This window comes from Sphingomonas sp. S-NIH.Pt3_0716 (assembly GCF_003950715.1).
Classification (GTDB): domain Bacteria; phylum Pseudomonadota; class Alphaproteobacteria; order Sphingomonadales; family Sphingomonadaceae; genus Sphingobium; species Sphingobium yanoikuyae_A.
The window spans coordinates 12214-37396 of the sequence record NZ_QLJK01000038.1; the positions used below are offsets into that span (position 1 = coordinate 12214).

General features: G+C 63.5%; 26 protein-coding genes and 1 pseudogene. 13 read left to right on the top strand and 14 right to left on the bottom strand.

The genetic code is table 11. From position 1 onward, the window contains the following. Nucleotides 1-69 precede the first annotated feature (69 nt). The 4 genes from BRX37_RS22675 (at nt 70) to rnk (ending at nt 2736) form a co-directional block, all read left to right on the top strand. Complete coding sequence (locus BRX37_RS22675) at nt 70-759, top strand: NnrU family protein (RefSeq protein WP_278986402.1); 690 nt, start codon at nt 70-72, stop codon at nt 757-759. A gap of 94 nt (nt 760-853) precedes the next feature. After that, the gene (locus BRX37_RS22680; protein WP_125989576.1) at nt 854-1318 is read left to right on the top strand and encodes a hypothetical protein; all 465 of its coding nucleotides are present in this window, start codon (nt 854-856) and stop codon (nt 1316-1318) included. Nucleotides 1319-1637: 319 nt separating this feature from the next. Further along, on the top strand, nt 1638-2090 hold the full coding sequence (locus BRX37_RS22685) for a DUF308 domain-containing protein (protein WP_125989578.1): 453 nt from the start codon (nt 1638-1640) through the stop codon (nt 2088-2090). 232 nt (nt 2091-2322) lie between these two features. Then, nucleotides 2323-2736, top strand: a complete 414-nt coding sequence (rnk, locus tag BRX37_RS22690; protein WP_125989580.1) for a nucleoside diphosphate kinase regulator — start codon at nt 2323-2325, stop codon at nt 2734-2736. A gap of 79 nt (nt 2737-2815) precedes the next feature. Here rnk and BRX37_RS22695 read toward each other — a convergent pair whose 3' ends face one another. Then, entirely contained in the window at nt 2816-3400 is a 585-nt protein-coding gene (locus BRX37_RS22695; RefSeq protein WP_318276881.1) for a sterol desaturase family protein, read from the bottom strand. Between BRX37_RS22695 and BRX37_RS22705 the strand changes: the two genes are divergently transcribed. Continuing rightward, nucleotides 3352-4715 (top strand): IS3 family transposase gene (locus BRX37_RS22705; protein ID WP_373886176.1). Its coding sequence is split into 2 segments (ribosomal slippage): nt 3352-3699 and nt 3702-4715, totalling 1362 coding nucleotides; the frame shifts between segments, so codons are not numbered across the junction. The two genes, BRX37_RS22695 and BRX37_RS22705, sit on opposite strands and share 49 nt — an antisense overlap. Nucleotides 4716-4834: 119 nt before the next feature. Next, complete coding sequence (locus BRX37_RS22710) at nt 4835-5062, top strand: hypothetical protein (RefSeq protein ID WP_069337910.1); 228 nt, start codon at nt 4835-4837, stop codon at nt 5060-5062. Nucleotides 5063-5108: 46 nt separating this feature from the next. On the opposite strand, the gene ccoS is transcribed toward BRX37_RS22710, so the two are convergent. From ccoS to BRX37_RS22755, 9 genes are read right to left on the bottom strand one after another with little or no spacing between them, the layout of a single operon-like run. Further along, nucleotides 5109-5300 (bottom strand): cbb3-type cytochrome oxidase assembly protein CcoS, encoded by a 192-nt coding sequence (gene ccoS, locus BRX37_RS22715; protein ID WP_069337911.1) that lies wholly within the window; start codon nt 5298-5300, stop codon nt 5109-5111. Then, the gene (locus BRX37_RS22720; RefSeq protein ID WP_069337912.1) at nt 5297-7411 is read right to left on the bottom strand and encodes a heavy metal translocating P-type ATPase; all 2115 of its coding nucleotides are present in this window, start codon (nt 7409-7411) and stop codon (nt 5297-5299) included. Before BRX37_RS22720 ends, ccoS begins: the two co-directional genes overlap by 4 nt. Further along, a complete protein-coding gene (locus tag BRX37_RS22725; RefSeq protein WP_021227175.1) occupies nt 7408-7851 on the bottom strand; it encodes a FixH family protein in 444 nt (147 codons plus the stop codon). The genes BRX37_RS22720 and BRX37_RS22725 overlap by 4 nt, the downstream gene beginning before the upstream one ends. Further along, nucleotides 7848-9389, bottom strand: a complete 1542-nt coding sequence (locus BRX37_RS22730; protein ID WP_125989584.1) for a 4Fe-4S dicluster domain-containing protein — start codon at nt 9387-9389, stop codon at nt 7848-7850. Before BRX37_RS22730 ends, BRX37_RS22725 begins: the two co-directional genes overlap by 4 nt. Beyond that, entirely contained in the window at nt 9373-10335 is a 963-nt protein-coding gene (gene ccoP / locus BRX37_RS22735) for a cytochrome-c oxidase, cbb3-type subunit III (RefSeq protein ID WP_081331756.1), read from the bottom strand. The genes BRX37_RS22730 and ccoP overlap by 17 nt, the downstream gene beginning before the upstream one ends. Further along, entirely contained in the window at nt 10328-10483 is a 156-nt protein-coding gene (locus BRX37_RS22740; RefSeq protein WP_020820401.1) for a cbb3-type cytochrome c oxidase subunit 3, read from the bottom strand. The genes ccoP and BRX37_RS22740 overlap by 8 nt, the downstream gene beginning before the upstream one ends. Next, nucleotides 10480-11217 (bottom strand): cytochrome-c oxidase, cbb3-type subunit II, encoded by a 738-nt coding sequence (gene ccoO, locus BRX37_RS22745; RefSeq protein ID WP_020820402.1) that lies wholly within the window; start codon nt 11215-11217, stop codon nt 10480-10482. The genes BRX37_RS22740 and ccoO overlap by 4 nt, the downstream gene beginning before the upstream one ends. Before the next feature lie 13 nt (nt 11218-11230). Continuing rightward, nucleotides 11231-12892: a cytochrome-c oxidase, cbb3-type subunit I gene (ccoN, locus tag BRX37_RS22750; RefSeq protein WP_069337915.1), complete on the bottom strand. Its 1662-nt coding sequence runs from the start codon at nt 12890-12892 to the stop codon at nt 11231-11233. A gap of 23 nt (nt 12893-12915) precedes the next feature. Continuing rightward, nucleotides 12916-13215, bottom strand: a complete 300-nt coding sequence (locus tag BRX37_RS22755; RefSeq protein WP_020820404.1) for a hypothetical protein — start codon at nt 13213-13215, stop codon at nt 12916-12918. 557 nt (nt 13216-13772) lie between these two features. Between BRX37_RS22755 and hemN the strand changes: the two genes are divergently transcribed. The 3 genes from hemN (at nt 13773) to BRX37_RS22770 (ending at nt 16474) form a co-directional block, all read left to right on the top strand. Further along, nucleotides 13773-15086, top strand: coding sequence for an oxygen-independent coproporphyrinogen III oxidase (gene hemN, locus BRX37_RS22760; RefSeq protein ID WP_069337920.1), 1314 nt, complete (start codon nt 13773-13775; stop codon nt 15084-15086). A gap of 90 nt (nt 15087-15176) precedes the next feature. Beyond that, nucleotides 15177-15866 (top strand): Crp/Fnr family transcriptional regulator, encoded by a 690-nt coding sequence (locus BRX37_RS22765; RefSeq protein WP_069337916.1) that lies wholly within the window; start codon nt 15177-15179, stop codon nt 15864-15866. Beyond that, nucleotides 15860-16474, top strand: coding sequence for a DUF308 domain-containing protein (locus tag BRX37_RS22770; RefSeq protein ID WP_081331757.1), 615 nt, complete (start codon nt 15860-15862; stop codon nt 16472-16474). Before BRX37_RS22765 ends, BRX37_RS22770 begins: the two co-directional genes overlap by 7 nt. A 62-nt stretch (nt 16475-16536) precedes the next feature. Here the strand turns inward: BRX37_RS22770 and BRX37_RS22775 are convergent, their stop codons facing one another. After that, complete coding sequence (locus BRX37_RS22775) at nt 16537-16935, bottom strand: hypothetical protein (RefSeq protein WP_069337918.1); 399 nt, start codon at nt 16933-16935, stop codon at nt 16537-16539. Nucleotides 16936-17143: 208 nt separating this feature from the next. On the opposite strand from BRX37_RS22775, the gene BRX37_RS22780 reads away from it, so the two are divergent. Next, nucleotides 17144-18424, top strand: coding sequence for a glycoside hydrolase family 130 protein (locus BRX37_RS22780; protein ID WP_234792442.1), 1281 nt, complete (start codon nt 17144-17146; stop codon nt 18422-18424). Between the two features lie 34 nt (nt 18425-18458). On the opposite strand, the gene BRX37_RS22785 is transcribed toward BRX37_RS22780, so the two are convergent. Together BRX37_RS22785 and BRX37_RS22790 are read right to left on the bottom strand one after the other, a co-directional pair. Next, nucleotides 18459-18602 carry a universal stress protein gene (locus BRX37_RS22785; protein WP_278986407.1) on the bottom strand — a complete coding sequence of 48 codons (144 nt, stop codon included), beginning with the start codon at nt 18600-18602 and terminating at the stop codon, nt 18459-18461. 33 nt (nt 18603-18635) lie between these two features. After that, nucleotides 18636-21533: a Tn3 family transposase gene (locus BRX37_RS22790; protein WP_024020823.1), complete on the bottom strand. Its 2898-nt coding sequence runs from the start codon at nt 21531-21533 to the stop codon at nt 18636-18638. A 95-nt stretch (nt 21534-21628) separates the two neighbouring features. Here BRX37_RS22790 and BRX37_RS22795 point away from each other — a divergent pair, with 95 nt between their 5' ends. The 3 genes from BRX37_RS22795 (at nt 21629) to BRX37_RS22805 (ending at nt 24438) form a co-directional block, all read left to right on the top strand. After that, the gene (locus tag BRX37_RS22795; protein WP_004213007.1) at nt 21629-22258 is read left to right on the top strand and encodes a recombinase family protein; all 630 of its coding nucleotides are present in this window, start codon (nt 21629-21631) and stop codon (nt 22256-22258) included. Further along, nucleotides 22255-22812, top strand: coding sequence for a hypothetical protein (locus tag BRX37_RS22800; RefSeq protein WP_004213004.1), 558 nt, complete (start codon nt 22255-22257; stop codon nt 22810-22812). Before BRX37_RS22795 ends, BRX37_RS22800 begins: the two co-directional genes overlap by 4 nt. Nucleotides 22813-23607: 795 nt before the next feature. Further along, complete coding sequence (locus BRX37_RS22805) at nt 23608-24438, top strand: helix-turn-helix domain-containing protein (RefSeq protein ID WP_277788625.1); 831 nt, start codon at nt 23608-23610, stop codon at nt 24436-24438. A gap of 375 nt (nt 24439-24813) precedes the next feature. On the opposite strand, the pseudogene BRX37_RS22810 reads toward BRX37_RS22805, so the two are convergent. Beyond that, a pseudogene (locus tag BRX37_RS22810) lies at nt 24814-25134 on the bottom strand (ATP-binding protein); the annotation flags it as partial. Nucleotides 25135-25183 lie beyond the last annotated feature (49 nt).

The following is a 25183-nucleotide window of genomic DNA, read 5'->3' on the forward strand; positions in this document are numbered from 1 at the left end:
GGCGGGTGCTCGGGAGCTTCCGGATGATTACGGATGCCGAGGGTCCAGGGTCGCATGCATTATGCCTGCATGACCGAATTTCTGGCGGCGCTTGCCGTCTTTCTTTGCAGCCACAGTATCCCGGCAGTGCCGCAGGTGCGCGCAGGCCTCGTGCGGCTCCTCGGAGAGCGGCTCTATCTCGCCGTCTATGCCGCGACATCGCTCCTGATCCTCGCCTGGCTCATCGGTGCGGCAAGACGCGCACCCTTCATGCCGTTGTGGGATGTATCGGCATCGGCTTACTGGGCGCCGCTGCTGGCGATGCCCGCGGCGATCTTCCTCCTTGTCAGCGGGTTGCTCGCGGCGAACCCCTTGTCGGTTGCTCTGCGGAGCAAGGCCTTCGATGTCCGTGCCCCCGGAATCGTCGGCATCACCCGTCATCCGGTGCTCTGGGCCTTCGCTATCTGGTCGGCGGCTCACATGGTGCCAAATGGCGACCTCGTCTCCGCGATCCTCTTCGGCGGCTTCATGGTCTTCGCGCTTGCCGCAATGCCGATGATCGACCGCCGGAAGTCACGTCAGCTCGGCATGAGCTGGCAGCGGCTCGCCTCCGCAACGTCCGCCCTTCCCTTCGCCGCGACGCTGGCCGGCCGCGGCCTTCCCGCCTGGCCTCGCGGCCAACTGCTCATGGCGACGGCGATTACCGTCACGGCCTATCTGGCCTTGCTCCTGGCTCATGCCGCAATGTTCGGTCCGGACCCGACCGCGGTGCTGCGATGAGGGGCTTGCTGCTGTCCCTGCGCGGCAGTCTGATCTTGACCTTCAACTGGTCGCTTTGACGACCCATCGCTGGTGTGATCGAAGGAGTAAGGAGATGGACGATTTCACGCTCGCCAGAGTCGTTCACGTCGTTGCCATCCTGTTCTGGATCGGCGGCGTGGCGTTTGTGACGACGGTGCTCATGCCGTCCATTCGGCGCAGCGTTCCTCCCGCTGAACGCCTCGCTTCCTTCCACCGCGTCGAACAGGGATTTGCATGGCAGGCGCGACTCTGGGTGGGCATCGCCGGCGTGTCCGGCCTATGGATGATCCACCGCGCCGATCTATGGGATCGTTTCGCCGATCCGCACTTCTGGTGGATGCACGCGATGGTTGCCGTCTGGCTCGTCTTTGCGTCGATGCTCTATCTGATCGAGCCCTTGTTCCTTCATCGGCGAATGGAAACCTCATCGCAGCCTGCGCGCGATTTCGCGCGGATGGAGCGTATGCACCGCGTGCTGCTTCTGGCGTCGCTGGTCACGACTGTCGGCGCCATGGCGGGCGCTCACGGCCTGATCTGACAAGCGGGGCCTGTCGGCCGCCCGGCAGGTGCGATCGGCCGCTGCATGCTGATCGTAACCGGTTTCCCATTTGCAGCATGGGCCTGCGACAAAACCGACGCCCTGGCCCTCACCCTGCCTCTATGCGCGATCGTATCCGTAATACTCCTAGGAGTGTCGGCAGGGCAATCGGTTAGGATCGCCAAGAGCCATCCGGGAGGCACTCATGACGCCACTGCTATCTACGTCGCCGTCCGCCGAAGCAGGGTCGCACCGGCCCCGGGCCTGGTTGATTATCCTTGGTGTCGGCGCGATATCGTCAATGGCTGGTTGCCTCGCCATGGCGAACGAGTTTCTGGAGGCCCCGCTCTCGTCCGTTGCGCTCGGCGCACTGATGCTCCTGACCGGTGGCCTCTCCCTCCTTCCCGTGCTCAACGAAGCCGGCCTTTTCGGGAGGTACTGGCAGATCGCCGGCTGCGCCTATCTGCTCGCCGCCGCAGCCGCGTTCGCAGATCCCTCGTTCGAAGCCCGTGCGCTGACCTTGCTGCTGGCCGGCTGTCTTGCGATATCGGGCGGTGCACGCCTTTCGGCCGCCATCTCCTGGCGCGGCTACGGCTTTGGCTGGCCACTCATGTCGGGGCTGGCCAGCCTGGCCTTTGCGGCCACGCTCGCGAACGATTGGCCCGAGCCGGCCCGCAAATTGCTCGGGCTGGTGCTGGCCATCGACATGCTCGTGCAAGGGATCATGTTGATGCTGCTTGCCAATAGCTCGCGCAAAATGGCGATCCCATGAAGCTGGAGATGCAAAGATCTGATTGTTTGACACGCCGCGGCGCGGTGGACACAGTGGCGGCCATGGCACGGCTTTGCATCCAGTCTCGTTTGCGTCACCACGGGGGGCAGCTTCTCGCGGGCATGTAGCCCCGGGCTCTGGTGCGTCCCGAGCCGGGCTCGGGGACCAATCACGCTCAACCGGTCAATTACCGCCAAGATCTGGCGGGCTCCCACTTTCGAAAGCGAGAACCATGACGCACAGCAAGGCGCGCCGGCGCCCCCCTATTCACATGATCGATGTCGAAGCCGACCGTCTGACCGACCTCGCCCTTGCCGCTAAGGAGCAGAACCCGCATGTTTGCCGCCTCCTGCTGGACGAGATCGATCGCGCGAAGATCCATGATCGAGCGCGCATCGCACCGGACGTGGTGACGATGCACTCGTCAGTCCAATTCCTCGACGCGGCGACAGGGCGCGAGCACCTCTATGAACTGGTCTATCCGAGAGAAGCAGACATTGCTTCCGGGAAGATATCGATCATGACGCCGGTCGGCGCAGGTCTTATCGGTCTGCGTGAAGGCCAGTCCATTCTCTGGCCCGATCGCGACGGTCGCGAGCGCGAATTAGCGATCATCCGCGTACGCCAGGCTGCGCCGACAGCTTGAACCGTCTCCGCCCGGCCTGTCAGGACAGCCAATGGTGTGCCCTTTGCAGGGGCACACCAAGCATTTCCCATCAGCAGGTCTATGTCAGCGGAACATCGCGCTGGCCGCTCTTCTCGCCCGACCGGGACGGCTTTCGCCCATATCCCTCGCCCTGATCGAGCGTGCCGAACAGCCAGTCGTAGAGCAGCGTGATCGTCGCAAAATTGCCGCCGGTGAAGCGGGCATGATGATTGTGGTGCATCCGCGACATCGTGCTGAGATATTTGAATGGAAACGTTTCGCTTTCCCACAGATCGTGATTGTGCAGGTTTATCTGTGTGAAAACTACGAAGGTAAGGATGATCGTCACTAAATGAAATTCGCCCATAAAGCGCGACAAGAACAGGATGGATAGGCTGTAGAGAAAAAGGCCGATCGCGGTCTCGAGCGGGTGCAGGTAGCTCGAATCCTGTCGGCATGGATTGTGCTGTCGATGATGCACCGCATGGACCCACAGCAGCGGCCCACCTAAGAAGCCGTTGTCATGAAACTGTCCGCCGTCAGCACCAATGGCACAGATTTGAGGTTGTGATTTAAGGAGGATCTGGGCTTCGTCGTAGTGACGAAGGAACGAAGATGAAGCCCAGATCCTCCAATGTAAAATCGCCCGCCAAGGCCCCAGCAGAGCGGGTAGTGAAGGACATCCGCCGACAGACCCGGCGCCACTTTTCGGCCGAGGACAAGATCCGCATCGTGCTGGATGGCCTGCGCGGGGAAGACAGCATCGCCGAGCTATGCCGCAAGGAAGGCATTGCCCAGAGCCTGTATTACACCTGGTCGAAGGAGTTCATGGAAGCTGGCAAGCGCCGCCTGGCCGGCGACACCGCCCGTGCCGCGACCACCGGAGAGGTCCAGGACCTGCGCCGCGAAGCCCGGGCCCTGAAGGAATGCGTGGCCGATCTGACACTGGAAAACCGTCTGCTCAAAAAAAGCATGGTCGCGGATGGGGGCAACGACGAATGAGATATCCCGCATCCGAGAAGCTCGAGATCATCAGAACCGTCGAGCAGTCGCACCTGTCGGCCAAGCGCACGCTGGACCAACTCGGCATCCCTCGTCGGACATTCTACCGCTGGTATGATCGCTACCTCGAAGGCGGGCCGGAGGCGTTGGAAGATCGGCCATCGGCGCCGAGCCGGGTGTGGAACCGCATCCCGGCGGGCATCCACGACCAGATCATCGAGCTGGCGCTGGAACAGTCTGAGCTGAGCCCCCGGGAACTGGCCGTGCGCTTCACCGATGGGCAGCGCTACTTCGTGTCGGAATCCACGGTTTACCGCCTGTTGAAGGCCCACGACCTGATCACCAGCCCGGCCTATGTCGTGATCAAGGCTGCCGATCAGTTCCACACGAAAACCACGCGGCCGAACGAGATGTGGCAGACCGACTTCACCTACTTCAAGATCATCGGGTGGGGCTGGATGTATCTGTCGACCGTGCTCGACGACTTCTCGCGCTACATCATCGCCTGGAAGCTGTGCACCAACATGCGAGCCGAGGACGTCACCGACACGCTGGACCTCGCCCTGGCGGCTTCTGGTTGCGACAGCGCCACGGTGCTGCACAAACCCCGGCTACTCAGCGATAATGGTCCCAGCTACATCGCGGGTGAGCTGGCGGAATACATCGAGGCCCGGAAGATGAGCCATGTCCGCGGCGCCCCGTGTCATCCCCAAACCCAGGGCAAGATCGAGCGCTGGCACCAGACCCTGAAAAACCGCATCTTGCTGGAAAACTACTTCCTGCCCGGCGACCTCGAAGCCCACATCGAGGCCTTCGTCGAGCACTACAATCACCAGCGATACCACGAGAGCCTGGCCAACGTGACGCCTGCCGACGCCTACTTCGGCAGGGCTCCGGCAATCATCAAACTGCGCGAAAGGATCAAGCGACAGACCATCGAACATCGGCGCTTGCAGCACCGCAAGTTCGCCGCCTAACATCAACCCCCTGACGAGGTCCGCACTCCGCTAATCTACGCCGCGAGTTGTGCCGAATGTTCTGACGACGGACAAGTCACAATGACAGTGCTGTATGCCCGGCGACGGAAGAGATTCAAATGAAGCTGATGGCGCTCGTCGGGATTGCGGCGATCCTTCCCGGATCACTTAGCGGCATGCCGTCGTCGCACACCCTGCTCTGGGTCCAGCTCTGTGCAAGCGACGGCTCTGCGCGCACCGTTCCGATCCCGGTGGACCGGCAGCCGGAGCCCAGCGACAGGCAATCCTGCTGCCTGACAGCGTGTCACGCCGATCGGTGCCGCAAGCGCCTTATGCGCGAAAGCTGAGCTGACCGAAGGCGGCTGACTTGTGCCGCTTGCGCCTCTGGGCGGCTCAGCGGTCGTGTTCGCGGCGGCCGGCTGGCGACTGATCTTGCGATAGTTCGTCGGCTTCATCGAGCAGGATGCGTTCGGCGGCGCCGTCGAGATCGTCATATTGGCCGTTCCGCATCGACCAGTAGAAGGCGGCAAGGCCAAGCAGACCGAGAAACAGCGCTGCCGGTATGAGTATCGTAAGCCCGGTCACCGCGCGGCGTTCCGAAGACGCAGCGAATTGCCGACGACGATGATGGACGAGAGTGACATGGCAAGAGCGGCGACCAGCGGCGTCACCATGCCGGCAACGGCCAGCGGCACGGCCAGCACATTATAGCCGATCGCCATGGCGAAGTTCTGCTTCACGACGCGCATCGTGCGCCTTGCGGCAGCGACGGATGCCGGCACCGCCGAGAGAGAGTCGCCCAGAAACACGAGGTCGGCGGCGCTTTGCCCGACATCGCTTGCCGAAGACGGCGCCATGGAAACGTGCGCGGCATTGAGCGCCGGGCCGTCGTTGAGGCCGTCGCCGACCATCAGGACCCGGTGACCTTGCGCGCTGAGGCGTGCGATCACCTCAAGCTTTCCTTGCGGATCGAGATCGCCCTGCCCGCGCATGCCAAGCTTGACAGCGAGCCGCGCGACACGGCGCTCGCGGTCGCCGGAAACGATGGTAGGCTGCATATGCAGCGCATCGAGGCGGGCGATCGCGGCGTCGGCATCGGGGCGCAGGGCATCTTCGAAGCGCAGCAGGCGGGCCGGCCCACCTCCCAGCCTGAACCCGGTGGTGAGCGCGTGGTGTCCGGGAGCCTCGCCGCCTTCAGGTCCGGCATCGTCGATGCGGCCGAGGAAGGCACGCTGCCCCTTCCAAATCGCGGCGACGCCAAGACCCGGGGCTTCCTCGACATCGCTGATGTCGGCAGCCTCGATACCCTCCAGTGCTGTCGCCAATGCCCTGGCGAGCGGATGGCGGCTTCTCTGCGCAAGCGCCAAGGCCACTGGCCTTTCGTCCGGTGACAAATTCCCGTCATCGATCAGTCTCGGCCGGCCGAGCGTCAATGTTCCAGTCTTATCGAAAAGCGCGACATTCGCTTCAGCAAGACGCTCCAGGCCAGCGCCGTCGCGGATCAGCACGCCGCGGCGCATGAGCGAACCGGCCGCGACGACCTGGGCGACCGGGACGGCGAGGCCAAGCGCGCACGGACAGGTTATGATGAGCACGGCCACCGCAATCAGCACCGCCTGGTGCAATCCGGCGCCGGCGATCAGCCATCCGACCAGCGAGAGCGCGGCAAGGACGTGCACGGCGGGAGCATAATAGCGCGCAGCCCGGTCGGCGAGCCGCACGTACCGCGACTTCGCTCCACTCGCGGCTTCCATGAGGCGGGCGATGCCGGCGATCGCCGTCCCCTCGCCCGCGGCGCTGACTTTTACCGTCAGCGGCGCGGCGAGATTGATCGTGCCGGCAAGGACGGCGTCGCCGATGCCGACATTCTCCGGCGCGCTTTCGCCCGTGACCAGTTGCCGGTCGATGCTCGACGCCCCGCTGACGATCACGCCGTCGGCTGCGAAGGTTTCACCCGCCGCCACGAGCAGAGTCATGCCCGGGGCGATCTCTTCGGCGTTGCGCCATTCGGCAACGCCGTCCTTGCCGACGACCAGGCCCCGCGGCGCGCGCTGGCGCTGCAGCGCGGCGACGCCGTCTTCGGCGCGTACCCGCATCACGCTGTCGAGGAAGCGACCGGCAAGCAGGAAGAACAGCAGCATCACCGCGCCGTCGAAATAGGCGTGCGGACCGCTATTGATCGTCTCGTACAAGCTGGCGGCGCAGGCCATGGTCACGCCGATGCTGATCGGCACGTCCATGTTGGTGCGGCCGTGACGAAGAGCGCCCCAGGCGCTGCGGAAGAAGGGTCGGCCCGCATAGGCCACGGTAGGAAGCGCGATCAGCGCCGAGAGCCAGTGAAACAGGTCGCGCGTCGCGCCCTGCGCCCCGGACCAGACGCTGACGGACAGCAACATGATATTCATTGCCGCAAAGCCGGCGACGCCGAGCGCGATGCCGAGTTCACGGCTTTCCGGCGCGCTGCGCGTCTCCTCCTCGCCGAGGAGGCGCTCCGCCGGAAAACCGATCCTGCCGATGATTTCCCTCAGGTGATCATCGCCAAGCTTGTCCGTATGGGCGATAGCGACCCGGCGCTTGGTGAAGTTGACCCTGGCGCTGATCACGCCGTCCGTCCGCGCCAGTCCGCCTTCGAGCTTGGCGATGCAGCCGGCGCAGTGCAGCCCCGGGACGCTGAACGTGCTGGTGACGGCGCTCACGCCGGCACGTCCTTGACGAAACGCGCCGACTGTCCACCGTTCCGCAGTTCGAGGCGTACGCGCCAGCGTCCCGGCGGCAGCGGGGTTGTCGATCGCCACAAGCCCTGCGGGGATCTCCTGAACGTCAGCGGTTGGTCGGGAGCCCGGCCGAGCGGATGCTCGGCTACGCCGGCCAGCGTGCCTTCCCGCGGCGTTGTCTTGGCCTCGACAATCCGTCCTGGGATCAGAACCAGATCGAGCGTCCAGCCGAGGTCGTCCTGTGCCCGCGCCTCGGCCAGCCAGCGATTGTACGCCTGGCTGGCGACGTAGGAATTCTCGACGACCGTGCCCCCAAACGTCGTGACGGCGAACCGAGCCATCACCAGATTGACGGCGATGATCGTCCCGAACATGCCCAGCATGATGAAGAGCATGTGGCGTCCGGTGAACTCGCGCCTCATCGTTCGCTCTCCGGCCCCTCGAACACGGTGCTCTCGCGATCCGTTGCTCCTTGACCGTCGTTGGCTCGAATGACGAACGCGAAATCACGCTGCTGGCGTTCGGGCGCCGCGACATAGACCCGCGTCTTGCGGGCCTGGTCGGGGCCGATCGCGATCTCCACGGCCTGACCGGCGCCACCGCGCGCCTGCGCATCGGTCCAGATCTGCGCATCGGGCAGGCCCTCGATCGACAAAGTGACCGAGCGCGGCCGCGCTTCCATGTTGCGCACGTTGATGGTGTAGGCATTGCGCACCGTGCCATCCGACAGCTGCACCCAGATGGGGTTACGCTCCATACGGACGCTGAGGTCAAGCCGCGTGCGCGATCCGAGCGCGAACAGCATCGCCAGGCCGATCGAGCCCCAGATCAGGAAGTAGATGAGCGTGCGCGGACGGAACAGCCGCTTGAGCGGCGGCTCCGGCGTCTTGCCATTGCCTGCGAGCAGCTCGTCGGCGACCGTCGAATAGCCGATCAGCTTCTTGGGCCTACCGATCCGCTCCATGATGTCGTCACAGGCGTCGATGCACAAACCGCAGGTGATACAGCCGATCTGCGGACCGTTGCGTATGTCGATGCCGGTGGGACACACCGCTACGCAGTTGTTGCAATCGATGCAGTCGCCGATGACACGCGGATTGTTTTCGGGAGCAGACGCCAGCGCCACAAGCGAGGGTAAGCCGTACTGCGCCTGGGCGCCGAGCTCGCCATCGGGCTGGTGCACTGCGGGGCCCGCCCGTTTGATGCCGTGAGTCCGAGGCTCGCCCCGCCAGGCCTTGTAAGTGACCATCAGCGATTTCTCGTCGAGCATCGCACCCTGGATACGCGGCCAGGGGCAACCGTAGATGCAGAACTGCTCGCGCATCAGCCCGCCAAGTATGTAGGTCGTGGCGGTGAGCAGCCCGATCGTGAACCAGGCCTGATAAGGCGCGTCGAGCGCCCAAAGCTGGCGAGCGAGCGTCGGCGCATCGGCGAAGTAGAAGATCCAGGCGCCGCCAGTCGCCACGGCGATGAGCAGCCAGATCGCGTGTTTTGTCACGCGCTTGGCGATCTTCGAAGGCCCCCACGGGGCCTTCTCCAGGCGCAGCTGGGCATTGCGATCGCCCTCGATCGCGCGCTCGACATGCTGGAAGAGGTCGGTCCAGACCGTCTGCGGACAGGCATAACCGCACCATGCCCGGCCGACCGCCGAGGTCACGAGAAACAGGCCGATGCCGGCCATGATGAGCAGGCCGGCGACATAATAGAACTCGTGCGGCCAGATCTCGATCGAGAACATGTAGAAGCGACGGTTGGCGATATCGACAAGCACCGCCTGGTCAGGTGCATAGGGCCCGCGATCCCAGCGCAGCCACGGCGTGACGTAGTAGATCGTCAACGTCACTGCCATGACCAGCCACTTGAAGCGGCGGAACGGCCCGTCGATCGCCTTGGGAAAGACCTTCTGCCGCTTCTCGAACAGCTGCTGCTTGGAGCCGGTCAGATCATCTGGGCTGGACATTGCTCTTGGCCGCCTGGGAGGGAGCCGCTTGCGGCGCCGCGGATGCAGCGGCGCTTGGCGCGGGCTCGGGGATGAAATCCTCGCCGCCCCCCAGCGAGTGTACGTAAGCCGCCAGCATCTTCACCGTGACCGGATCGAGGCGCGCGCCCCAAGCCGGCATCACGCCATAGCGGGAGTTGTTGACCGTTTGCGCGAGCGCCTCCCGATCGCCGCCGAACAGCCAGATGGAATCGGCGAGATTGGGTGCGCCCAACTTGCGATCGCCCTGGCCCTGCGCGCCGTGGCACACCGCACAATTGTCGGCGAACAGCTTCGCGCCGCGCTGCGAGGCTGCGCTCGGCTTCTCCTGACGGGAGATGACGCGAACGTGGCTGACCACGTCCTCCACCTGCTCGGAGGTAAGGATACCATCGCGCCCGAACGCGGGCATCTGCGACATGCGCGTCTCGGCGTGACCGGGCTGGCGAATACCATGGACCAGGGTCGTGTGAATCTGCTTGATGTCCCCGCCCCAGAGCCAGTCGTCGTCGTTGAGGTTCGGATAACCCTTGCTACCGGCGGCGCCAGAGCCGTGGCACTGGACGCAGTGCACCTTGAACGCCGCGCGGCCGCCTTCGACCGCCGCCTGCATCAGCCGCGAATCCTCGTTGAGCCGCTCGATCGGGATGCGGGCGAGCGCAAGTTGCAGGGGCTCCTTGCGCAGGCGCTCCGCCTCCTCTTCGCCGGCCAATTGCTCGCGGCTCGACCAGCCGAGCACGCCCTTCGTCGCCGAATTGACCAGCGGCCAGGCGGGATAGAGCACCGTATAGGCTATGCCCCAGATGATTGTCGCATAGAGGGTCCACAGCCACCAGCGCGGCATGGGTGTGTCGAGTTCCTCGATCCCATCCCATTCGTGCCCGACCGTGGGCGTCCCCGTCGCCTCGTCGATCCGCTTGTCAGCCATCATCTTCCTCCAGGATCGAACGGGCGGCGCGGTCCTGCCGGGAGCGCGCGCCCTTTCGAAAAGTCCAGCCGACAAAAACCGCGAACATGATCGCCATGAGCACCAGGCCCCAGCTGTCGGCAAAGTGACGCAGCGCGTCGTAGGTCATCGGCGCCGCTCCTGCGCCGCGGCGGCATTGGTGTCGACCAGCGTGCCGAGCATCTGCAGGTAGGCGACGACCGCATCCATTTCGGTGAGCCTCGACGGATCGCCATCGAAGTCGCGCACCTGCGACTTGGGATAGCGCTTGGCGAGATCGGCCGCGTCGCCGTCCGACGAAGCTTGCAGCTTGGCGTCTGCTTCGGCGCTGTCGATCATTGCCTTTGTATAGGGAACGCCGACCTTGCGCAGCGCGCCTATCTTTCCGTCGATCCCCTTGAGGTCGAGTTCGGTGTCCGCCAGGAAGGCATAGGAGGGCATGATCGATTCCGGCACCACCGACCGCGGGTCCTTCAGGTGCTGCACGTGCCATTCGTCCGAATAGCGCCCGCCCACCCGCGCCAGGTCGGGTCCGGTACGCTTCGAGCCCCACTGGAAGGGGTGATCGTACATGGACTCGGCGGCGAGGCTGTAGTGGCCGTAACGCTCCACTTCGTCGCGGAAGGGTCGGATCATCTGGCTGTGGCAAGTGTAGCACCCTTCGCGCACATAGATGTCGCGCCCCGCCTGCTCGAGCGGGGTGTAGGGCCGCATGCCCTCCACTTTCTCGACGGTGGAGTCGATCCAGAACAGCGGCGCGATCTCGACGATGCCGCCGATGGCCACGGCTATGAAGGCGAAGACGCTGAGAAGAGTGACGTTGCGCTCCAGCTTCTTGTGCTGGGTGGCGAGCTGCGATGACATCAGACGTTTCCCTTCATTCAGCCGGGGTCGCGGCCGGCACGATCGGCCGGTCGGCTTCGGGATTGTAGGCGGCGCTCGACATGGGCGCTTCCTTGCGAAGCCGGCCCAGGATCGTCATCCACACGTTGTAGACCATGATCAGCGCACCCAGGAGATAGAGCAGGCCGCCAAGCACGCGGATCGCATAGTAGGGCTTCATGGCCGCCACGATCTCGGCGAAAGCGTAGACGAGGTAGCCGTCCGAGCCATATTCCCGCGCCATCAGGCCCTGCGTGATGCCGGCGACCCAGAGCGCGGCCGCATAGAGCACCAGCCCCAGCGTCGCGAGCCAGAAGTGCCAGTTCACCATGCGCAGCGAATAGAGTCGCTCGCGTCCCCAGAGCCGCGGAACGAGATAGTAAAGCGCGGCGAAGGTGATCATCCCGTTCCAGCCGAGTGCGCCCGAATGCACATGGCCGATGGTCCACTCGGTATAGTGCGACAGCGAGTTGACCGCCTTGATCGACAGCATCGGACCTTCGAAGGTCGCCATGCCGTAGAAGGCGAGCGCGAAGACCATCATGCGGATGATCGGATCGGTGCGGATCTTGTCCCAGGCTCCGTTCAGAGTCATCAGGCCGTTGATCATGCCGCCCCAGCTCGGCATCCACAGCACAACCGAGAAGACCATGCCCAGCGTCTGCGCCCAGTCGGGCAGCGCCGTGTAGTGAAGGTGATGCGGTCCCGCCCAGATATAGAGGAAGATCAGCGACCAGAAGTGAATGATCGACAGACGGTAGCTGTAGATCGGCCGCTCCGCCTGCTTGGGCACGAAGTAGTACATCATCGCCAGGAAGCCGGCGGTAAGGAAGAAGCCCACCGCGTTGTGGCCGTACCACCACTGCGTGAGCGCATCCTGCACGCCGGCGAAGGCCGAGTAGCTCTTAGAGCCGAAGAGGCTTGCCGGCACCGCGAGGTTGTTCACGATGTGCAGCATCGCGATCGTGATGATGAAGCTCAGATAGAACCAGTTGGCGACGTAGATGTGCGGCTCGGTCCGGCGCAGCAGCGTGCCGACGAAAACGACGAAATAGGCGACCCAGACGATCGTGAGCCACAGATCCACATACCATTCGGGCTCGGCATATTCGCGGCTGGCAGTGACGCCCATCAGGTAGCCGGTCGCGGCCAGGACGATGAAGAACTGGTAGCCCCAGAACACGAAGCGCGCGAGCGCCGGGAATGCGAGGCGCGCGCGGCAGGTGCGCTGGACGACGTAGAAGCTCGTCGCGATGAGCGCATTGCCGCCGAAGGCGAAGATGACGGCAGACGTATGAAGCGGCCGCATGCGCCCGAAGCTGAACCAGGGCTCGAGGTTCAGGGTCGGGACGACCATCTGCGTCGCGATCACCACGCCGACCAGGAAGCCGACGACGCCCCAGAACAGCGTCGCAATGACGCCGAGCCGGATGAGATCGTCGTCGTACCGGGTCACATCCGGCATTGTCGCCGGCTTGAAGCCTGACAAGACCTGGAAGTCGGCCTTGTACATCGTGATCCAGGCGATCAGCAGGGCCGTGGCGGAGGCGATCGCCATGTGGACCGAGAAGCCCGAATCAAGGGCGAGCGCGCAGGCGAAGAGCGCCAATATGGCCAGCAACAACCAGCCCCCGACCTTGAAGAGTAGTTCGTCCATTCTCGCCGTCCTTTGCTTCTACGTCAGGGCCGTGCCGCGTAGGGATCGTTTTGCGTTTCGTTGGAGCCGATGGTGCGCGAAGCGACCAGCGCGAAGATCGTGAGCGCCCCGATCGTGGAGAGCACGTTGATGGCGAGCACGATCCGCACCTTGGTGCGGCTGGCCGATGGCCTCCGCTTGCGTCCCGGCGCGACCTCGTTGTTCGGCGTGTCCGTCAGTCGGGCCACGTCGCGCGCGCGCAAGAGCAACCAGGCTCCGCTTGCGATGGCGATGATCCCGAGCACGCCGATGATCATCCCCCACATTCCGATGGGCAGGCTCATGATCACTAACCCCTTGCTGTTGGCTGCCGGCTACGCTCCGCGTCGACAGCAAAGAAGCTGATACGGCTCGGCCGGCAGTCCTGTTCCCACGCTCTGAGGATAGGCAGAAAGCGCGACACTGATGTTGCGGATGGCTTCAGAGAGGCAAACTGGCACATGATCGACCCTTGGACATACGGCGCGCGTGATCGTTCGCGCCGCAGCTGACTGCCAAGGCCCCTCTCCCGCTTGCTTCAAGGCATGCTCGACAAGCATGCCGGAACCGGGCGACCATGTCGTCTCGCTGGTCGTCTCCACAAGGTTCGAGCGATCCGATAGCGGCGCCTTCGACGCCGAACTTTGTTTCAAATCAATATTCTGTCAATCCAAAAAGATTGTCCTTGCGACACTTCCCGGCGCCTTTGCGACCGAACGACTAAGATCGCGATAAGCAGCGGCGTCCTTGGCACCACCGCTCGAGAGCTGCCCTGCCACGTAAAACTGAAAGCCACGGGCAATTGGCCAGATTTTTGATGCTCCTCAATGAAACAGGCTGCTTGGCGCAGCAAGATCGCACCATGTGGCCTTACCATCCAGACCTGCTGGCGACCCCGGTCCCGCGCTATACAAGCTATCCCACAGCAGCCGAGTTCGGCAACGATGTGGGGGAGCAGGATTTCGCCTCTGCCCTTTCGAGAACAGACGGCGATGTCTCGCTTTACGTCCATATCCCCTTTTGCGAAACGATATGCTGGTACTGCGGGTGCAACACGGGCCGTGCAAATCGCCGGCAGCGGCTGGCCAGCTATCTGGAGGCTTTGCATAGCGAAATCGCGCTGGTCGGCCGGATGCTGCCGAAGACCGCAACGGTCCGCCGCCTGTCCTTCGGCGGCGGCAGCCCCAATGCGATCACGGCTACCGATTTCGTTCGCCTGTTCCTCTCGCTCACGGACAGTTTTCGGCTCGAGAAGCCCGTCGTCTCGATCGAACTGGACCCACGCACTTTGACCTCTGCGTGGGCGCAGGCGATCGCGGGCACGCGGATCAGCAATGCGAGCCTGGGCGTGCAGACTTTCGATCCGCGCCTCCAGGAGGCAATCGGGCGGATTCAGCCGCTGCAGGACATCGAGCGGTGCACATCGATGCTGCGCGAGGCGGGCGTTACTTCCCTCAACTATGACCTCATGTACGGCTTGCCCGGACAATCCGAGAAGGACCTCGCGGACTCTCTCGCCAAAGCGGTCGAGCTAGGCGCCGATCGGATAGCGCTGTTCGGTTATGCGCACGTCCCGCATTTGATCGCCCGTCAACGGCGGATCGATGCGGACGCGCTGCCCGATCAGGCGATGCGGTTTCGAATGGCCTCGCAGGGACATGAGCTGCTCACGAGGAGCGGCTATGAGGCTGTGGGCTTCGATCATTTCGCGCTGCCGCACGACGGCCTGGCGCAGGCGACCCGCGAAAGCCGGCTGTCGCGCAATTTTCAGGGGTTCACCGACGATGACGCTCCTGTGGTGATTGGTCTTGGCGCGTCTGCCATAAGCAGCTTCCCCGACCTCCTCATCCAAAACGAAAAGAACGCAGGCCGCTATCGCATGATGCTTTCGCAGCAGCGCCTGACCGGCAATCGAGGCATCCGCCGGAATGCTGACGATCGTCTTCGCGGCGGGGTCATCGAGCAGCTGCTCTGCCAAGGGAAAGCGAGTGTGCCGGCTGATCTCCTCTTGCCCGCTCACGATCGCCTCGCGCCGTTCCTCGACCGCGGCCTGGTGTGCTGGGAGGGCGACACGCTCTCCATCGCCCCTTCCGCGCTCCCTTATGCACGCACTATCGCGGCAACTTTCGACGCCTACCGCCAACCTGGCAGCAGGAGGTTCAGCTCGGCCGTGTGACCCGATCCTCCCTTAGGTAAACTACTAATGTCTCCGCCCCGGGGCCGCGGATAGGAACCGTGCACCCACCGGCCAACTCGCGGAGAGACCATGAACGCCTGTACGCAATGCGCTGTTCGCGACAAGGCGATCTGCCATTCCTTGCCCGAGGAAAGCCTGGAAGGGCTCAATCGGCTGGGGCGGCATCAAATCGTCAAGAAGGGGCAGGCGCTTGTATGGCAGGGCGACGAGTCGCTCCTTGTCGGCAACGTGCTCGAAGGCGCGCTCAAATTGTCGGTCTCGAGCGCCGATGGCCGCGACCAGACGCTCGGTATCGTGCTGCCCAGCGATTTTATCGGACGTCCGTTCGGCGCGACGAGCATGCATTCCGTCATCGCCCTCACCGACTCGCGTGTCTGCACCTTCTCGCGCTCGGCGTTCGACACTTTCGCGCAAGATCACCAGCCCCTGGAGCACGGCCTACTGGAAAGGACCCTGACCGATCTCGACAGGGCCAGACAATGGATGATGATGCTGGCGCGCAAGAGCGCCGGCGAGCGCGTCGCGATTTTCCTTCTGCACATCGCCAAGCGCCACTCCAGCGACAAGAGCGATGGACCGCTTCGCTTCGAACTGCCTCTCAGCCGCCAGGACATGGCCGATCTGCTCGGCCTCACGATCGAGACGGTCAGCCGGCAGATCACGCGTCTGCGCGACGACGGCATCATCACGACACCCTCGCGCCGGGCAATCGTCATTCTCGACCAGGACGCGCTTGAGGCTTGCACGGGCGAGTGCTGAAAGCGATGCATCGGCCCTTCCACGTCGCCCCATGGCAGCTGACGCTGGGATGCGGCCTGTTCAAGCTCCTGCTCGCCGCCGGAGCTTTCGCGCTGCCGCTCCTGCATGTCCATGCACTTCCCACGCTCGTCGGCTGGCTGTTGCTCGCCGGTGGCCTATCTGAGCTTCTGCTGTCCTGGACCGGACGCCACAGCTGGGTCGGACGGATCACTTTCGGGTCGGGCGCTCTCACGCTCGTGCTCGGCGCCCTTTTCGTGGGCGGACCGTGGCATGGCCTTTACCCGCTGGCGCCGTTCGTCATGATCTGGTTCCTCCTTCGCGCCTTGCTGTCGATCGACGTCGCGTTTCAGTCGCGCCTTACGCCCATGGCGAACTGGATATGGCTTCTTCTGCGCGGTTTCGTCGATCTCGCTTTGGGGTTGTTGCTTTTGGCCGGCGCGCCCTTCGCCTTGCTGATGATCACCATTTTCGGCGAAGCAAGGGAGTTCGTGTCACTATTCTCGGCAACGCTCGGCTTGAGCTTCGCGGTTGCCGGCGGTGGCCTCCTTGCGATCGCGTTGACGCAGAGGCGTTACCGACGCCCTGATCCATTCATGACGGGCACCTGAACTCGGCTCGAAACATGTGCACGATACGGCAGCTCCCACGCGCGCTGCCCCCACCAAGCGCGTCAGGCGACAATCTGCGCGGAGAGGGCCACGTCGCGCAGGTCGTCGCCGGTGGCGGCATTGCTCACCACGGCCGCCTCCTCGATTTCGAGCTTTATCATCCTGCCAATCGCCGCCGAGTAGTCCGAGGCTGCGTCGCTGATGAAGTCTGTACAGGCTACAACAAGATCGCCGGGCGACCGCGCGGCGGCCAGCTGCCCAATCAGCGTCATGTCCGCTTCCAAACGTCCCGCCAGCAATGTCGAAGCTTCGTGCTGACAACGTTCCATCACCTGACCTGCCGATGACTGCACGGTCGAAACCAAATCCGCCAGGATCGACATCTGAGGAGCCGCGCTGGCAAGCGGCGACGCCATGATACTGTTCCAGAAATAGGCTGAACTCGCGGTCTCGTCGGCCATCCTCGACCCCCTTGCTGATTCCGATTCGCCTGCTGCAGTGCAACAACCTACAGCCTAGATCCCGTGTTTGCGAGGCTTGGTGAAGCCGAAACGCAGAAAGTGGGTTAATGCTCGCGGCGGCTTCGAGCGGCTTGCTCCGTCCTGTTCAGCCGCTGGTGCGGCGATTTATCAATGAAAGTGGGAGATCGAGTTGCACAATCATGGTTTGGTGACCGAAACCGGTCCAACGTTGCATGCAAATCCTGCTCGCGTCGTCATTCGGCCGTTCGTTCCCGGCGATGACCCGACGGCTCCCGAACCTGGACGCCGGTCCAGGATCGGCCGCATCATCGAACGGATCATTGGGCTTGATGCATCGACGTGCCGCTCCGAGCTCGAGCGCATCTTCGCGAGTCTCGCCGGGCGCCATGGCGATGTCGAGCAGGTGCTGCTGCGGCGATGCAACGACCTCATCTGTCCGCCGACACTTCCCTCGCCGACGCTGACCAAGGATCAGATGCTTCTTGTGGGCGCCTATATGAGCGCCGAATATTCCTACGCGTCGGCCGCCCTGTTTAATCCCAGCATCGTGCCGCATCCCGAGCCGCCGACCCTCAGCGGCGCGGCCCGTTTCGTGCTCTCGTTGCGAGCTGTTGGCGAAGGCCATCTTTCCTCAATTACCTTCCGCACCGGGCATTTCGATGGCGCATCCGTCACGCTCGACCCGATCAGCGATGTTTCCATACCTCCGCATATCGAGCCTTTGCCCGGAGGGCATCCTGACGACCCCGGCGTGCGCCTGACATGCGGCAGCTGCACCGATATCTCTTCCCTGGTGATCTTTCCGGTCACCTTCCGCCAAAGACACGGCCTCGAGGACTTGCGTCTCGTGCGTTTCCAGGAGGAAAATGGCTACAGCTTCTACCTCGGGACGTACACTGCAGTCGGTGGCGAGACCGTTCGCCAGGAATTGCTGCGAACCAGCGACTTTCAGAGCTTCGAACTCAGCGCGCTGCGTACCGACGTGCCCGACACGAAAGGCATCGCTGTTTTCCCGCGGCGCATTGCCGGACACTATGCCGCCCTGGCACGGCTCGATCATGAGAGCATCTGGCTGCTTCGCTCCAACGACCTCTACAACTGGACCGATGGCGCGATTATCCTGCGCCCGCGTTGGCCTTGGGAATTCGTACAGCTGGGCAATTGCGGATCACCGATCGAGCTCGACGAAGGCTGGCTGGTGATCACTCACGGCGTGGGGCCGGTCCGAAACTATAGCCTGGGCGCATGTCTGCTCGACAAGGAAAACCCGAGCCAAGTGCTGGGGCGGAGCCGCCTTCCGCTGATCACCACCGATCCCAAATACCGCGACGGCTATGTCCCGAACGTGGTCTATAGCTGCGGCGCGCTGCTGCACGGGCGAACCTTGCTGCTGCCCTACGGCATCGCTGACTCTTTCATCAGCTTCGCGACCGTCGACGTCGATCGGTTGCTGAGCACGCTTTCATGAAGCACTGCCCCGTCATTCGATGCGAACTCGATAATCAATGGGAGAGCAGGACCGGGCAGCTCGGGTGGTCGAGCACGGACCTGGTCGCGCCGCCAAGCACGAATTCCCGTGCCCGGGAATGTCCGAAGGCGCCCATCACCAGCAGATCCCCTTTCGTCTTTTCACGATAGGCCTGCAAGGGGTCGGTTCCGGCTGAGGGCGGAATGACACCCTAAGCGCCGGCGTCCTTGGGCCAAAGGTACTCGCCAGTGAGGAGGATGTGTGCCCATCCGAGCGGCGAAATATGGGCGAGAAGATGGTCGGGGGTATCGAGCCCTTCGCGGCGCCGGGCCTCAACGGCATGGCCAAGGTGCAGGGTGTTCCAGTAGACGATGATGGCGGTGAGCAGGTTGAGGCCGGCGATCCGGTAATGCTGACCCTCCGTCGTGCGGTCGCGGATTTCGCCCTGACGGCCGATGCGCAGGGCATTTTTCAGCGCATGATGTGCCTCGCCTTTGTTGAGGCCGACCTGTGCACGGCGCTGCATGCCGACGTCGAGTATCCATTCGATGATGAACAGCGTCCGCTCGATCCGGCCCACCTCGCGCAGCGCGGAGGCAAGATCGTTCTGGCGCGGATAGGAGGCGAGCTTGCGCAAGATGCTGCTCGGCGCGACCTGTCCAGCGCTCATGGTGGCGGCGCAGCGGAACAGATCGGGCCAGTTGGAAACGATCAGCGCCTCACGCGCCTTGCCGCCCACCAGCGGGCGCAATTCGCTCGGCGTCGCGGCAGGGTCGAACACGTACAGTCGTTTGGATGGGAGGTCGCGGATGCGCAGTACAAGGCGGCAGCCGAGCATCGCGCTGATCCCGAACAGATGATCGGTGAACCCGCCAGTGTCGGCGTACTGCTCTTCGATCCGTCGCCCTGCCTCATTCATCGTCAGCCCGTCGAGTAGATAAGGTGCTTCGCTGACCGTGGCTGGAATGGTCCGCGATGCAAACGGCGCGAAGCGGTCGTTGACGTGGGTATAGGCCTTGATGCCGGGATCGTTGCCGTAGCGGGCGTTGATCGTATTCATCGCTTCGCCCTGCCGTGCGGCGGGGAAGAACTGGCCATCGGCCGATGCGGATCTGCCCATACCCCAGACCTGGGCCATCGGCAGCGCCCCTTGCGCCGCGACCACGTTGGCCAGCGCCTGGTCGATCGCCTCGCTTTCGACGTGCCAGCGAGCGAGACGGGAGAGTTGCCAATAGTCGTGAGTGTTGGAAGCCTCTGCCATCTTACGCAGACCCAAATTCAGGCCCTCGGCAAGCAGGACGTTGAGCAGGCCGATTCGGTCGCCGCATGGCACGCCGGTGCGCAGATGCGTGAAGGCATCAGTGAAACCCAGCGCGGTATCGACTTCGAGCAGCAGATCGGTGATGCGGACGGGCGGCAGCCGGCGATACAGATCAAGCACCAGATCCTCGATCCCATCCGGCGCGTCAGCGGTGAGCCGATCAATGCGCAGCGTGCCGTCCTCGATGCTGCCTTTCGGAATTGTACCGCTGCGCGCGGCGCGACCGAGCCGGGCAAGGCCATCAGCGAGACGCACTTTGCGGTCAGCCAGCCAGACATGCGGGTCGGACGGGACCGCCAGCTTCGCGGCATGCGCGACCGCCATCGGCACGAGGACGTGGCGCAGGTCACCATATCGATGCGAGCGGTCGAGCCATATGTCGCCCGAGCGCAGCGCGTCGCGCAGGTGAAACATGACCGCGACTTCCCGGAGGCGGGCATCATCATCGCCCTTCGCCCGCAACTGTCGCCGCCATTTGGAATGCGGGCGCAAGAAATCGTCGGCCGCCGGAACTGCGCCCTTGGTAGCGATGACGGTAGCCGCGTCCAGCAAAGGCCGTGCAACCGCCGCAGCTTTGAGGTCGAGGCATCGCAGCATGCGCGGGGCATACCGACGGAAGCGGTGATACCCCTGATCAACATAGGCCAGCGGATCATCGCCCAAGGTGTCCGTCAACGTCTTGGCCGTAGCGACGAGGCTGGTGAGCCGTTCCCATCCCGCCCCGCCCGCGACCGCATCTTCCAGCGACGCGCCGTCGCCATGCGCTTCGAGCAATGATTGACCGAGTGCAGTGAAGCCGTTCAAAGTCGCAGTGGTAGCGCCTCTGGTTTCTACGACCCGCGCGTCATGCAGTTGCTTCGCGTCGCGCCAGGTGCGGCCAACGATCCGGTCATGTGTTTCGATCACCGCATCCGCAGTCGCCGTGGCCCATTCAATGACGCAGACCGCCATGATAGCGCGGCGCCGATCGGCGCCGAGGTCGCGCAGGCCATCGGCGAAGTAGCGCTCGCCCTGCCGGCGTAGCCGGGCGACGCGATGCGGTGGAACACCGGCAAGTATACCATCATTGAGGTTCATCGCGCGCAGGAACTCGAGCCGGTCGAGCAGCCGGTTCGCCGCGGCGGAGTTGTTGCCCGGCTCAATCCGGCGCAGCCAGATGAAGCGGCTGATCGCCCCCGGCAGCATCTCGGTAGTCAGTCGGTCGAGCCCATCACAGGCGACGGGATCGAGACGGGCCGCGATCCGCTTCTCGATCCGACGTTCGGCGGCGACGAGCGCGTCCGCGCACAAACGCTCGATTGTCGTGATCGCCGGCAGGATGGTCATGGTTTCACGGCAGCGGGCAATGAAGCGCCGGGCAAGGTCGTCGTTTGAGCGTGCCTGCTCGGCTTCGGCGAGAAGCCAATCGCGGAAAGCCCTGGCATACGGTCCCCGTCCGGGGAACATTCTGTATCCGTAGATACGGCGCAGCGCCTCCATGTGCTGGTGGCGGGTTTGGCGTCGAACGGCATAGGCCGCGAGCGTCTCGCCAGCGATGCCAAGCTGGGCGCCTAGAAAGGCAGATACAGTGTGGGGGATCAGTTCGCCGGGAGCAAGGGTCCGGCCTGGATATCGCAGCGCGCACAACTGCAGGGCGAACCCGATGCGGTTCTCCGGTCGGCGACGCCGGTCGATATGAATCAGGTCATCGTCTGCCAGAAGATAATGGCGCAGCAGCGCCGCTTCGTCAGTCGGTAGGTCGAGTAGGGCCGAACGCTGTCGGGCGCTGAGGATATGGCGTCTCGGCATGCACGGCTTGTCCCCATTGAACAGAAGTCTGTTTTGGACAACACTGACCCCACGCAAATCAAGGCTTTTCGAGGCCTAATTCCAGAAGGGTTCAATTGGGACAGCGCGCCGCCATCTACGCCAGGGTTTCGACAGCCGACCAGTCGTGCGAACGGCAGCTCCGCGACCTGGCCGGCTTTGCCGAGCGTGGCGGCTATGAAGTGGTCGAGGTCTTCCGCGAAACCGCGTCGGGCATGAAGGCAAACCGTTCGGCGCGGGCTGAGGTGATGAAGCTGGCGCAGGCACGCCATATCGATGCGATCCTCGTTACCGAACTCAGTCGCTGGGGGCGTTCGACCCAGGACCTGCTCGATACACTCAACCGGCTGTCGGGCTGGCGCGTGTCGGTGGTCGCGATGAGCGGCATGACGTTCGAGGTCGATACGCCGCATGGGCGGATGATGGCGACGATGCTCGCAGGTATAGCCCAGTTTGAGCGCGACATGCTGAGCGAGCGGGTCCGCTCTGGCCTTGCTGCAGCGCGGGCACGTGGCCGCAAACTCGGCCGGCAACTGGGGGAGCGACCCAAGTCGGACCGCCTCGCGCCCAAAGTGTTGGCGCATATCGCCGAGGGGCGGAGCTATCGCTGGATCGCTCGCGACCTGGGACTCAGCAAGAACACGGTCGCCGGGATCGTGGCTCGCGCACGGGGTAACGTGAGCCCTGATGTCACGGTGACGACATGACCGGGGCGTCTGGACGGCTGCGTCCCGATCCCCGGCGCAAGGCGCGGTTTCGCGAAATCGCCCGAGGCATTGTCGCCAAGGATCGCTACAATCGGAAGTACGGGATCGCCGTCGACACTGCTGGCGCCATCGCGCAGGCGCTAGAGCGCGCGTACCGCGATGGAGTCCGGGACGACCCGGCCGCAGCCGTTCAAGCGCCCGAACAGGATGATGCCGGCCCGCTGGAATGGGCGTTGATCCCACCACGACCGCGAGATGCCTTCTGGAGTATCTGCCTATACACCCTGGGCCGCGATACCGATCTCCCACGTGACGGCCATCTCGCTCCGGCTATTACCGAACGCGGAACGCCCGGATGGACACTCGTGGCAGGAGGGTACACCCCTGACAGGGTGATCAGCGATAGGAGCATTGGCCCGCTTGTCCGCCTCGGCCTTATCGCGCTCGCAGTCGATTTACCGGTTCGCATGATCGTAACCGCACAGGGGAAGGAAACATGGGCTCTCTTCTGCCAGCGCGGTGGGATGTACCCTGAGGATCTCACTGACATTTGATCCATTTGATCGACATCCATCCGGCGGAATGGTGAAGGGCAGCATCCGCCCCGTTGCAGACGTTCCCAATGGTCGTCATCCCGGCGCATGCCGGGACCGTGGGCTGTCTTTAGAAGCAGCCTCACGTCCGGGCGCCCTGGCGATAGCTATCGCCTCAAGACTTGCCCACGGTCCCGGCATGCGCCGGGATGACGGATGACCGCGCCCCACCCCAAATCAGCCGTCACCCTGAACTTGTTTCAGGGTCCATCAATCCGAAAGCCCAGTTTATGATCGGCCAACCGAGATGGCGGCACGAGCCACCACGCTCCGGCACCAATCGCCCGATGGATCCTGAAACAAGTTCAGGATGACGCAAGGCGGGGGCGCGATGTCCGCTCCCCACCCCTTCTTGCCGTTTCGCTTAGGGTGTCATTTCGCCCTCAGCCGGAACCGACCCCTTCATCCGCGAAAGCACGAAGAGAAGCCGTTTCATCCGCGAAAGCACGAACGATTCCCCTTCCCCATCCGCGAAAGCACGAACGGTTCTTCTTTCATCAGCAAAGCTAATTTTGCAAAATCGGGGCCGCAGATAATCGCGAGCGATGATCGAAGATATGGAGCGACCGTGACCACATAAACGAATGCCCGGCACGAAGGCCGGGCACCCTGGAACGTGATGAGCGATGCTTGCAGGCATCGATCGGGCCACAGACAGTCCCTTCTCATACCCGTTCCCGAGCTTTTGTTCAAGGGAGCGCCCTTCGCGCCACGCTATAGTTTTGCCTGGTCCCGGTCCCAACAAGGGGACGGAAGATGGGAGCTATTACCCTCGCGAAAGCCAGCTTCATGGCGCTCGACCAAATCGAGCGTACGCGGCCGAAATCACGATCGGGGGCGGCAAACCCGACGCGCGCGCATGTTCACCCAAACAGCCGCAAGGCCGGCACGTTCGAGGACGACTTCTTCTACCGCTACGCCAAGGGCGAGCCGGATCGGCTCTACAAGAACGCCACGGAACTGCTGAAGCGCAAGAACGCGGTCCGCCGGCTTGCCCGCGCCGAGGGGCGACCACTCACCGAAGATGAACAGCTCCTCACGCTGATAACGCCCGCAGCGGTACGCGTGTTCAAGGAGCTTACCGATCTTGCCCGCAACTGCGCTGGCAAGGTGTTCCCAACCTGGGAATGGATCGAGACGCACACCGGACTCTCTCGCGCGAGCGTTGGACGCGGGCTATCGATCCTCTCCAAAATGGGATTGCTCGACAAACAGCGCCGGTGCGTACCGATCGATCCTCCCGCCGATCGTCCAAAGGCCCGCAACGCACAAACGTCCAACGTCTATCGGATGAGCTTTCCCAACAGGCTCGCGCGATTCCTTCCGCGTTTTCTACGGCCCATTCCTCTCCCCGATGACGTGGTGCAGCGTGAGGTCGACCGGATCGAAGAGATCGAGGCGATGAGGCTATGGCGCTCGCCCCGACAGGTTGTTGCCGAGGAGATTGTGGATGTGGACCTGCGGCGCATATTGGACAGCCTCGCCATGGCCATCGAGAACCAAGAGTCTCAAAAAAATGGTCAACCGCTCCTAGATTCATATTATATAAGCTGTGAGAAGAGTTGGCCTGGTCGGCCAACGCCCTAACGCCTGACGGCGAGACAGCCCTAGAACCACCAACCCCGACTAGCCACAGCCGCCAACGCCAGATTGAGCCGTGGAACGCGGCGCTGTGCGCCGCGGTGCTCCCGAAAGGAGCAAGCGTTTACCGTGGCGCTCAAAAGGCCGCCTTCATGCTTGGTTCAGCTGATTTTCGTTGATGAACGGGACCATAGCGCCAGTCTGCGCTGTCAAACGGCGTTCAAAAGGGACCCCCGATCGGCGTCGAAGAGGGACCCCTTTTCGGATATGATGTTGGTTTGTTGAAGATGGCCTTGCGCTGCGTGCGGCGGAGGGCGGGCGTAGCCCGACCGGAGGCGCGCGCAGCGCAAGATAGATTTTTGAAGGCGCCGAAGGTGGCTGTCAGCTGCGGTTTTTGAAGCGCCAGCTGTCGTTGCCCGTCTCGACGATATCGCAGTGGTGGGTGACGCGGTCGAGCAGCGCCGTGGTCATCTTGGGATCGCCGAACACGGTCGGCCATTCACCGAAGGCGAGGTTCGTGGTGATGATGACGCTGGTGCGCTCATAAAGCTTGCTGATGAGGTGGAACAGCAACTGCCCTCCCGAGCGGGCGAACGGCAGATAACCGAGCTCGTCAAGCACGATCAGGTCGAGCCGCGACAGCTGCGCCGCCAGGGTCCCGCCTTTGCCGATCCGGGTCTCCTCTTCGAGGCGTGTCACCACTCTACGGCTTTCGCAAGCGTGACAGGCAATGAGCCCGCATAAACGTCTC